The organism is Candidatus Margulisiibacteriota bacterium (genome assembly GCA_028715625.1).
Taxonomy (GTDB): Bacteria; Margulisbacteria; Riflemargulisbacteria; order GWF2-35-9; family GWF2-35-9; genus JAQURL01.
Genome location: JAQURL010000078.1, coordinates 1 through 11,168, shown reverse-complemented (window position 1 = coordinate 11,168; position 11,168 = coordinate 1). Strand labels below are relative to the sequence as shown.

The window sequence follows — 11,168 nt, the reverse complement described above, 5'->3', positions numbered from 1 at the left end:
TCATCGTCTTTTATCTCCAGAAGTTTGTTTAATTCCTGGAACAAATATTCACTTAACTGTTCTTTCTTTTTTACTTTTTTCATATAATCCGAGGTCCTCAGTATAAAAACGCTGATATTGCCCTCTTTTGTTCTTACCTGAGAGATATTATGAACTGAGATGTTTTTGAGGATCAATTTATTTTGAAGGAAAAAGTCCATACTGAAAATATTTGGGGCTTTTATGATTATGGTAGGTTGTTCAGCTTCAGGAAATTCTATTTGAATGGAATTCGGATTATTTATCATTTTCAAAATGCTGGTCAGTGTGTCAATATCGGTAGTGTTAATTACTTCCTCTTTTAAAAATCCCAGAAGTTCAATGGTCTTTTGCAGCGAAAAAGTATCTCCAAGCCGGGCCTGTAGTTCTTCTATCAATATAAAGTTTCTATTTAAAGCAGAATCCGTATCTCTTACAATTCCCTCATATTTTTCTTTTTCAAACCATTCCGGGAATTTTATACGCAGGTCCAGATAATTGCTGGATATTTGTTCCAGAGACAGGTTTGATTTCCTTAATAAAATTTTATGAATACTTTGATGCAGCGGTTTAAAGTCGAGCTCTTCAGTTTGGGGAATAGTAATATATATGTAGTCTCCTTTGCCCCGGGCTTCATATTTATCAGCGTGGCTAATTAACAGTTTTTTGTTCCTCAGTAACAGAAAAAAATCGCAATCTATTATCGAACGATAAATTTTTCGTGCGGTTTTATTTTCAAATTCAGTATCAAAGAAAAAAATAGTATCGGTAAAAATGCTTCTTCTTGCCGGACCAAAAGTAAAATCAAAATTTTTCTCCAGATGTTCTCCCCAGATTTCCTTTTCATCTGGTGATAATTCCACTGAAGGACCTTTCAACCCGATAATATCAAATTTTGGTAATATTTCCGCGATAATTTTTTTTAACATTAATTTTCCCCTGTTGATCTCATTTTTTAAGGTTTATTTTTTGTCCAATGCTCTTACCATTTTACCAAAATACTCACAGGAACCCTGCCCGCTGCAGCCGAAGAAGAATCTTTCATTTCGATCGAAAATTCGCTCAATTGATCTTTTAATCTCGTTCATTGTCTGAGGTGGAAGATTATTTGCATACATTTGTGATTTTAATGAGATCAGCAAGTCTTTCAGATAATTGTAATACGGAAGCCGTTCCATACCGGACAGAGCATGGTAGATTATCAGTGTTATAAGTTCCTGATCAAAATTATTCGGAACAATAACCTTTGTTGTTATCTCATGGGTTATTTTTTTATACCATTCATAAGGCCATAAATTTTTTATTATTCCATGATTATTAAAAAATCTCATGATAAAGGATGAGGCAAACCCTATATCACTGTCTTTAATGCTTGAAACTTTATTGCTGACATTTAAAAAATCAACCAGATTTTGCAGCAATTTGTCGTATTGTTCATTATCAAAATTTGCGACGATCTCTTCGGATGAAAGAGAAGCATATCTGTGTAATTCATTATACAGATATTTATACGACCCCTGTGTCGAAATTATTTTGTACAGCATGATCTGTTAATTTATCGTCTGGAAACAGCTGGAAATTTCAACGATTTATAAAGACTAATTGGTTATAGTAATTTTTTCACTGATCGGAGTGCTGCCATCTAGGTTTTGGTCGAGGACCCAGATGTTTTTTGCGGTGTCCAAAACAAATTTGTAAACCCCCAGATTGGGACTTCCTATTCTTACTTCAGCCATATCTTCCTGGGTCAATAACGAACGGATGGTGGAATTCGTGAGACCATGGCCGACAATGAATAGTGTTTTAAAATTTAGAAGATTGATGATATGGGCAAGGTCAGGTATCCTGTTGTTTCTGACATCCAGAATGCTTTCTCCGTCAGGAGGCCGGAAAGTAAGACGGCTTTCGGTTTCAAATTTTTGCTGCACTTCAGGAAACAGGATAGGGTAATATTCCTGAGGATAGCCGGATGTTTTCCCCGAACGTCTTTCCACAATCAGTTCGGAATAAAGTATGCGCGAAGTTAAATCAACACCGGATACTGCTTTAAATCCTTTGATAATTCCTGCCGTGGTTTGTCTGGTCCTTAAATAGTCGGAGCTGACAATAAGGTCAGGGATAATGCCAAGCGTAGCCAGCTCTCTGCCGGTAAGCTCTGCCTGTATCTTGCCGATAGGCTCCAGTGGTATTTTGTAATCAGGTTGCCGGAAAGGGGTATGCTTGTTCCTGAAGCGGTCCACAAGCTGTACCCCTTTTAAGGCTACTTGAAAACCGAAATATTCCCTGAGTATTTTAAAAAAGCCGGGGAACAGAATTCTTCTGAAGCGTGATGTATTGGCCTTGGAATGACCGTGACGGAAAATAAAAATTTGTTTCTCGGCAATGATTTTTTTTAACATGATTAATTATCGTAGATAAACAGGTAGAAATTGCAGTTATTTGTTAAAGTCGACAACGTCACACTGAGCTTGACGAAGTGTGATATTAAAATTTTAATAAAACGCTATAGACGCGTACCCCACAACCCGCTGGTCATCAAAAGATGCTGAAGCTGAAGTATCGTAGTAGAGCAGAGAAGCTTTTACGTCTTTGAAATGAGTGAAGGTCAAGAGCGACATAATAATCGGATAAATACCACAACACTCTATATTTTTTTTCTGATACTCAGCCACAACTTTTTTATAATCAAGTGAAAGAATTTGGTTAATGGTGTGCTGGTCCAGATTTTTTGCCATACTTAACGGATGATAATGAGACAAGTCACTGCTCATAATAAGAATAACATCAGGCCGGAGAACGCCGGCTAAAATTTCGGCTGCCTCAGCCATGGTTTCCAGATCAACACCACCCACACTTATAGGTACGATTTTTATTTTGGGCAGCATGGTTTTCAGAAAAGGTATCTGCACCTCCAGAGAATGTTCTTCATAATGAGGAGTGGAATCTTTTATAAACAACTTGCTTCCCAGCAGTGTATTAATGATATTCATATCAAAATCGACCTTACCCAGCGGAGTCAGGAATGAGTCTTCTATCGGTATGGCCAGGTGCTGGCTGTAAACCTGATGTGTCGGCCCAAGAATTATTGCGGTTTTATAATTTTCTTCTTCCAGTTGTTTGTAGGCATAGGCTGCGGTTTGACCTGAATAAACGTAACCTGCATGCGGTGCCAGCAGAGCTTTGGGTTTAACAATTGTTTTTTGGGTGTTATCCAGAAAAGATTGTATCTGGCGTTGCAGGACCAGATCATTGCCGGGATAGAAACTGCCCGCGAAATTACTTTTTAGGCTGTTCATGTGCAGAAAAGCGTTTGAACATAGGCAGGAATTTGTTTACTTTCTGCTGGTATTTTTTGTAGCTGTCTCCATAGTCTTCCATGAACCGGGCTTCCTGTTGTCTGGCGCTGAAATTATAATAAATTGTAAAGATGACAATAAAGAGAATGTTGCTGACGGTCATGGACCTGTCCAATATAAAAAAAATAAACATATAGAAATAAACCGGATGACGATGCCTGAGATAAAGACCTTTGGGAATAAATTCTTTATCCCTGATGCGATTTCTTTTGAAAATGGTCAAATCTTTTTTTGTTAGAAAATACCATATTTGTTTGATACCTAAAAATTCATAAAGATCGAGTTCCCATAAGGCTTCAATAATCAGGAACAGTGCAATGAAGCGGATGGTGTCAATTATCAGAAAAACCAGATTACTGACAGAGTCTTCCAGATTATAGATTTCTACTCTGGGTAACTGCAGAAAAAGTTTTATACAAACAATATAAGCGATTAGGGAAAGAAGTATGTAAAATAATCTGTATGATGCTTTGAAAGCTTTTTCGCCGATGACCTTGGCTACCCCGTCTTTAAACTGGTTCGTACCGATATAAATCTGCGCGCTGAGCAGAAAAAAACAGATGATACTAAAAACCACAAATTCCATAATGCGCAATTATAGCAGTGTTTTTAAGATTTTCCTATTACTTGAAAAACATTCTTTTGCCAGAAAGGCATTTGGAATATAATAATTTTCTATAATTACGGTGGCTTCGAGAGCCTCAGCCACCGAAAGCATGAGAGCTTTGCTTTTTTAGAAACGCGATAACCATAAAAGTGAGGTCACCGAGGTTCTCGAAGTGACCTTTTGAAAGAAGTTGTTATGAAGGGTTGGATGTATGTTTTAGAATGCTCTGACGGAAGTTACTATACAGGGAGTACTAATAATTTAGAATTAAGAATGAACCAACACCAAAATGGTGCAGGGGCAAATCATACCAAGAAGAGATTGCCAGTGAAATTAGTTTATTTTGAAGAGTTTGATAGTGTTGAACAAGCCTTCTATCGCGAGAAACAAGTACAGGGTTGGAATAAAAAGAAAAAAGAAGCCCTAATAAATTCAAAGCATGATTGTCTGCCGGAACTATCTTTGGCTTATAGGGATGTGGCTTCGAGAGCCTCAGCCACCGATCTATAAAAAGTAACTGATATAGTTGAGCCGGTCACTGAGGTTCTCGAAGTGACTGAGTTGCTTTGACTTACCAATTTTATTTGATATATAATGGGAAGGCAGGGGAAAGAAGGTTGTTCGTAAATTTCAAATGAAATATGATTAATTATTAAACGATATATTTATGAGGGATAATTAATATATGAAAAAAAGTACAGTTGATAAACAAATAAAAAAGCTTGTCCAAACAAACAAAAAAAGCACTATTACGGAAATAGATGCTCGAATTATTGATAAACAAAAGCGGACAATATATAACGGAGAATATCAGTTAATTGATGTTAGTAAAATTGATCATAAATTTCTCAAATTAATAAAAGAATTTAAAGAATACCTGCATAATATAAAAAAAATGTTTGATAATTATGAAATCAATCATAAAAGCATTCAGCATCACATCGCTTTACTAGACCAAAAAAAGCCAGAAATATTTCCTATTTTAGATAAATATTTTTTTAGGATATTTGATATAACAAATAGTGTAGTGATAGAAGATAATAAATTGTACAGATTATATATGCAAAAAAGTTTGCTTGAATATTTTGTATTTGCACCTCTGAATTACCATATATTTACAAAGCCATTAGGGTACGCAGGTGATTATCAATTAATGAATCTTATATACGAAACATATGATAAATATATGGGTGATACCCTTTATGATCAACTCATTCACAACTATACGGGCTATATACCTATTTCCAGATCGAATATCGATAGATTAGGTTATTTAAAACAAAAAATTAAGGAACAAAAAAACAACGAGTCTGCTATTAAAATTGCAAGTATTGCATGCGGTCCAGCCCGAGAAATAATCGAGCTGATTCAGGATAATGAATTATGTGCAAACGAATATGAGTTTACTTTAATAGATTTTGAAAAAAAGGCTATGGATTATTTTATGAATGAAGTTAATAAAATACAAAAAAACAAAATGAAAAATATAAGATTTAAGTTTATACCTATGGACATATTAAATATTATAAGAGGTCGTTTGGATAATGATTTCCGTGATTATAATTTAATATATTCTTCTGGACTTTTCGATTATTTAAAAGACAAAATAGCAGCTAATTTGATCAAGGAATTATTTGAAAGGCTTTCATCAAATGGAACATTGATAATAATTAATGCAAATATAGATAAATCATTTCATAGAGCATATTATGAAACACTTGGAGAATGGAATTTTTTCCACAGGACTGAAGAAAACATGTTGGCTTGGTTAGAACCGATAAAAAACAGTATTTCTAAAAAATATTTTGAATTAATTCCACATAAGGGGTATCATTTTTTAAATATTAAAAAATGATATTTATTTATGCTTATTTTAATTTATTAAATTCAGTTTTTAGCCTTTTTTTGGCTGTAATTTCATTCATATTAGCTAAAGAAAAAAAGATAAAATTTTCGTTTTCTTTATTAATATTATTTGTCTCAATATGGAGTTTCGGTATATATAAACACACTCTTAGTATTTCATATAACCAAGCACATTTTTGGGATTTATTTCTTCATAGCTTTGCATTATATTTACCGACGTTATTTCTAAATTTTACCACTAACTATATTAATAAAAAAAATAAAATAATTTTTATCTTACCTTTTTTTATTTTTAGCACAATATTATTGTTCCCCCTTTTATATACTAACTGGTTTATTTTATATGAAACTCCCATAAATGTGTTTTTATATTTTCCAAAAGCAAATTTTTTATATACCTTATATGTGATTTATTATGGATTTTGTATACTATTGTCTTACTATTTCCTCTATATCCATTTCTCCCAGACAAAGGAAATTAATAAAAAAACACAAATAATTTATATTTTTTTAGCTACAGCAATTGGTTATGCATGCGGTGCAACCACTTTTTTACCTGTATATCAAATAAACATATTCCCTTATGGCAACTTTATAACTTTCTTTCATTTTGGTTTATTCACTTATGCTATAACAAAACACGAACTTATGGATATCAAGTTAATAATCTCCAAATTTCTGGCTTATATTAGTACCCTTATTATAGTCAGCCTATCATTTATACTGATCTATTTTTTATTTTCCTTTAATAATTTTTTAAGCATAGTTTCGATGTTTGGGTTAACTCTTTTCTGGTCTATGCTCGGCGTGCCTCTGCGCAAGCTCATCCAGACACCTCTGGATAAATGGATAGTAGACAAATATGAAACTGATAAACTGGTAAATGAAATAGTTGTCAAAGTCGCTTCTCTATTAGAAAGAGAGGATATTTTTCTGGCCGCTGCAAAATTTATAAAAGATACTATTAGAATTGATAAAATCCTCTGCTTCAGTATAAAAAAAGATGCAGTCAACGAGAGTATTTCCTATAAACTAATTGACGGGAAAAATACATTATCAATACCTGCGACTGATGAATTCATTCGGTTTATTGAAACCAATAAGACAATTATTAAATTCAAAGAACTACCAAAAAGTGTAAAAGATAATCTAAAAGAGCTGAAGCTTAATGAAAAAAGCCTTGTTATCCCATTTTTTTCTATGGAAATACTGGAAGGCTTTATGTTGGTTGACCGCAAAACTAACGAGGATGCTTACGAAAAAAAGGATATTACAACTTTTCAGACGATTCAGAGACAGCTGTTGCTTGCTTTGGATCGCATCCGTCCTTATGAAAAAATAAAAGCTGATTTTGAAAAAACACAGCTTAAGCTTTTTGAAATTGAGAAATTACAGTCCAGGTCGGAGAAGATATCCTCGCTTAGCAATTTAATCAAAGAATATAACCATGAGATCAAGCACCCTATATCCAATATTAAAATGGCAGCTTTAGAACTTTTTGATAACAAGGATAATCTTAGCGAAGAAAAATTAAAATATTTTTTGGATACAATTAATCAAAAATGCGCCCGAATTACCGATATCGTGGAAACCACCAACCGCCTCAGCGAAAGCAGAGAGCGCCACGAAGTTGAGCTGGATATAAAGGATGTTTTAAATAAATTTTTGCAAGACAATCCGCCTGCCAATATTACTCGGGAAACCGATTTTAAAGCTGATTTTCATATTCTGGGCGATATTCAGGACCTGACCCTGATGTTTTCCAATCTGATAAATAACGCCTATGAAGCCATGCCGCAGGGCGGTAAGCTGACAATAAAAACTTATAACCACCTGCAGTACGGAGAAAATTATGTGGCAGTGGAAATCCGGGATACCGGTTGTGGTATCGCTGCCGAAAACCTGGAACGCATGTGGGAACCGTTCTTCAGTACACATGTAACCAGCGGCCGCGGGCTGGGGCTGCCTATAGTGCATCGTATTCTGCGCGAGCATCTGGGCATGGCCGATGTAAAAAGCGAAGTCGGCAAAGGCTCAGCTTTTATAATAAAGTTGAAAGCGCTGAGCACTGAAAAAATATAAATTGTGACCCCCTATCTTTACAAAGAATATATATAGAGCTACAATGTATATACAAAAATGACTAATTTTATCTATTCTGAAGAAAAGAATGAATTATTAAAAATAAAAAGGAAAATAAGTTTTGAGGATATTATTTTATGTATTGAAGAAAAAAAAGTATTAGATATAGTTGAGCATCCGAATAAAGACGTATACCCTGGTCAATACCCGCTTATTATTGAATATAACAATTACGCTTACTATGTACCTATAGTAATTAAAGAAGAACAAATAATATTAAAAACTATTATTCCCAGCAGAAAATTTACAAAGAAATATTTGAAAGGAGATGAGGCAAATGGCTGAAAAAACTTATTTGGATAAATATGAGAAAGAACTGGACCAAAGCGTTGAACGCGGGGAATGGGTAAGTGCTAAAAATAAAGGAAAACTGAAAAAAAAATTATTTGAAGCTGTTCATGATAATTTGAAACAAAAAAAATCAATTTCTATCCGGTTACCCGAAAAAGATATCCGTGAAATAAAGAAAAAAAGCATGGAAACAGGGATACCTTATCAGAACCTGATACAAAGCTTGGTGCATAAATTTGTGACAGGAGAAATTAAATTAGGAGTGTGAGGCTACAGCCTTACCGCTTCTGAGCCAAGCTCTGTTCGTCTAATGTTCCCGGCATGCGCGGTTTCATCTATCATATACTGCATCTCTCCATTATATATGCGCTGTAGCTGCTCAATAAGCTTGTCCGGTTCCAGAGGTTTTTTCAGGTATTGGCACACATAACCTGATCGCTTGTCCGTAAGTTCGTTCCAGATTTCCTTATCTTCATAAGCGGTCAGAACAATTACCGGCATAATGGTAATAAAATATTCCTGGGCACGGAGTCTTTTGAGAAATTCCATACCGGTCATGTTTGGCATTTTCAGGTCCAGAATAATGCACTGGATACGGTTTCTGGCCAGGCCGAAGAACCTGCGGTTACGGACCATTTGCTCTTGCGCCTCCAGACCGTCACCTGCTGTTATAGGTTCAAAAAGTCCGCTTTTGTTTACCACATAAAGAATATTTTTGCGCATATCCGGGTCATCTTCAGTAACCAGAATAAGAGGTTTCTTGCTGTGCCTGGGAGCTTTCGGCAAGTTTTTGAATTGTCCGGAGGCTGAAGTCTCAAATCTGTTAATGAGGTGTGCGGCCATAGATTGCGGGCCTTTGAATATAGTTAGTACCAGCACCGCCGGGAAAAGCACCACATTTACCAGAATATCTACAAATATAGCGCTGGATAAAGAGGGTAATTTTTGTCCTTCCTGTAAAATTCTTGCCTGCGTTGCGCTTCTTTCTGCGGGATCTTTGATAGAACTTGTTTTGCTGATTTTTTCCTGCAGCAATTGTTGTTTTTTATATTCGGGATATTTTTTTGTTTCGATGATTTCACGTTTAATAGAAATAAAGGTGTCTTCTATAATCCCGACAGTAACTCCTATCCAGCCGATAATTATGCCAAGAGGAATAGAAATAATCCATATCGCGGATTTATACAAAAAATAAATAATTTTCATGAAATACCTGACTAAAATAATACAAGAGCCTGAGCTATTAATCAATAACCTTTCATATCGTGGTGGCTTAGAGATCCTCAGCCACCCCAAATAGACTATCCGGCAGGTCACTGAGGTTCTTGAAGTGACCTTGAAAAAGTAACTTTAACGCAACAAGAAAAAATATTTTTTTTATTCAAAAATCCAGTTGCCAAATAAAAACTATAATTATAAGATAAGATTAAATTTTTCTAATAAATTTTTAACAGGTAACATATGCTTCATAAAAAGCAAACAAAAAAGAGACTTCTCCCCCTTATAACCTTAATTTCTTTATTTTTTTTAACTGGAATTACTCTCGCCGGTGCCCCGATATGTATTAATGTATCAACAAGTGTTACATTTTCAACCATAAAGGAAGCTCTTGCGTCAGCAAATGATAATCAACCTATTTTATTCATACAGTCGGGAACTTTTTCAGGAACGGACAATATTAACCTGGAATGGCCTAATAAACAAAACGTTACTTTAGTTGCTTCTCCGAATGGCAGTGTTGTTCTGGATGCCAAACATTTAACCAGACATTTCATACAACATAATGCAGTTACCTGGAATCTTATAGGCCTGGCCCTTATCAATGGGACTGCCGATGTAGGTGGTAGTATATATATAGATGCTATCGGCCCCAGTCATAATTTATTTTTTGAATACGGCACCATTTCCGGAAATACTGCATCCGATAAAGGTGGAGCGGTTTATTCCACAGATAACGCTGCTAATATATATTTCGGAGAATCTACTATCCAGGGTAACTCAGCCTATGGAACGGGAACAGGAGGCGGCGGCTTCGGAAGTCATGGTACTTTTTATATTAGGAATTGCACCGTTCAGAATAATTTGGGCTACGGTGGTGTAGTTCATAGTTCGGCAGTCTGGTCTTCCAATACAATGTTCCAGAATAATAAAACGAATAGTTCAGGCTCAGGCGGGGTTTTCTCCTTTTCATCTGTAACTTTAAATAATTGTACCTTTAATAATAATGTTGCCGATACGGATGGCGGTGTCTTTTTTGCTTGCGATACCTGGCTCACGGATTTCGCAGTTATTTCCAACTCGGCAGGAAGCCGTGGCGGAGTGTTCGGCGGTATGGGACATACCAATATTATGCGTCGTGGTTATTTCTCCGGCAATTCAGCAGGCCAATATGGCGGAGTGTTTTATTACGGCACCAACTGGCTGCAAAACTCTACAGTTTATGGGAATAAAGCGCCACAGGGTGGAGCGTTTTTTAGCGGCACAAACAATATCATCAATTGTCTGATCGTAAGCAACGACGCGGCCGGAGGAGCCGGGCAGGGCGCTGCCTTATATCAGGGCGACAACCTGCTTATGAACTCTACCCTGGCGAAAAATTGCCCGAACAATTTTTATGTATCAAACGACGGATCAAATCCAGTCGGACAGATGGAGGCTTACAATTCCATATTTGTAGGAGAGACTGTTTCCGGAGACATTAGCTTGTTTAATACCATCACGCTCAGTTATTGCTCGGTTATGCCGGGAAATCTTGGTTCTGCTGTAGTTAACAATGCTATCAACGGGTTCAATTTAAATGGCTTTTTGGATTTCCCAAATAATGATTATCGACTGACAAAAAACGCTGTTGTTATCAATGCCGGGAATAACGCCATATGGGACTATGC

12 protein-coding genes are annotated in these 11,168 nt (G+C 35.8%); 6 read left to right on the top strand and 6 right to left on the bottom strand.

Annotation, left to right across the window (positions count from 1 at the left end; genetic code table 11):
* The 5 genes from PHV30_10610 to PHV30_10590 all read right to left on the bottom strand — a co-directional run.
* On the bottom strand, positions 1-947 hold a 947-nt coding region (locus PHV30_10610), incomplete at its 3' end, for a hypothetical protein (protein ID MDD5457464.1).
* A gap of 33 nt (positions 948-980) precedes the next feature.
* On the bottom strand, positions 981-1,562 hold the full coding sequence (locus PHV30_10605; protein MDD5457463.1) for a hypothetical protein: 582 nt from the start codon (positions 1,560-1,562) through the stop codon (positions 981-983).
* Positions 1,563-1,616: 54 nt separating this feature from the next.
* A complete protein-coding gene (locus tag PHV30_10600) occupies positions 1,617-2,417 on the bottom strand; it encodes a phosphoglycerate mutase family protein (GenBank protein MDD5457462.1) in 801 nt (266 codons plus the stop codon).
* Between the two features lie 93 nt (positions 2,418-2,510).
* Entirely contained in the window at positions 2,511-3,314 is an 804-nt protein-coding gene (gene amrB / locus PHV30_10595) for an AmmeMemoRadiSam system protein B (protein ID MDD5457461.1), read from the bottom strand.
* Positions 3,295-3,960: a hypothetical protein gene (locus PHV30_10590; protein ID MDD5457460.1), complete on the bottom strand. Its 666-nt coding sequence runs from the start codon at positions 3,958-3,960 to the stop codon at positions 3,295-3,297. The genes amrB and PHV30_10590 overlap by 20 nt, the downstream gene beginning before the upstream one ends.
* Positions 3,961-4,176: 216 nt before the next feature.
* On the opposite strand from PHV30_10590, the gene PHV30_10585 reads away from it, so the two are divergent.
* From PHV30_10585 to PHV30_10565, 5 genes are all read left to right on the top strand, one after another.
* Positions 4,177-4,491: a GIY-YIG nuclease family protein gene (locus PHV30_10585; GenBank protein ID MDD5457459.1), complete on the top strand. Its 315-nt coding sequence runs from the start codon at positions 4,177-4,179 to the stop codon at positions 4,489-4,491.
* 175 nt (positions 4,492-4,666) lie between these two features.
* A complete protein-coding gene (locus PHV30_10580; GenBank protein ID MDD5457458.1) occupies positions 4,667-5,836 on the top strand; it encodes a class I SAM-dependent methyltransferase in 1,170 nt (389 codons plus the stop codon).
* Between the two features lie 782 nt (positions 5,837-6,618).
* Complete coding sequence (locus PHV30_10575) at positions 6,619-7,929, top strand: ATP-binding protein (GenBank protein MDD5457457.1); 1,311 nt, start codon at positions 6,619-6,621, stop codon at positions 7,927-7,929.
* A gap of 57 nt (positions 7,930-7,986) precedes the next feature.
* On the top strand, positions 7,987-8,274 hold the full coding sequence (locus PHV30_10570; protein MDD5457456.1) for a toxin: 288 nt from the start codon (positions 7,987-7,989) through the stop codon (positions 8,272-8,274).
* Positions 8,267-8,548 carry a CopG family antitoxin gene (locus PHV30_10565; protein ID MDD5457455.1) on the top strand — a complete coding sequence of 94 codons (282 nt, stop codon included), beginning with the start codon at positions 8,267-8,269 and terminating at the stop codon, positions 8,546-8,548. The genes PHV30_10570 and PHV30_10565 overlap by 8 nt, the downstream gene beginning before the upstream one ends.
* A gap of 2 nt (positions 8,549-8,550) precedes the next feature.
* Here PHV30_10565 and PHV30_10560 read toward each other — a convergent pair whose 3' ends face one another.
* On the bottom strand, positions 8,551-9,486 hold the full coding sequence (locus PHV30_10560; GenBank protein MDD5457454.1) for a response regulator: 936 nt from the start codon (positions 9,484-9,486) through the stop codon (positions 8,551-8,553).
* Positions 9,487-9,741: 255 nt separating this feature from the next.
* Between PHV30_10560 and PHV30_10555 the strand changes: the two genes are divergently transcribed.
* The coding region (locus PHV30_10555; GenBank protein ID MDD5457453.1) for a hypothetical protein at positions 9,742-11,168 on the top strand (1,427 nt) is incomplete at its 3' end.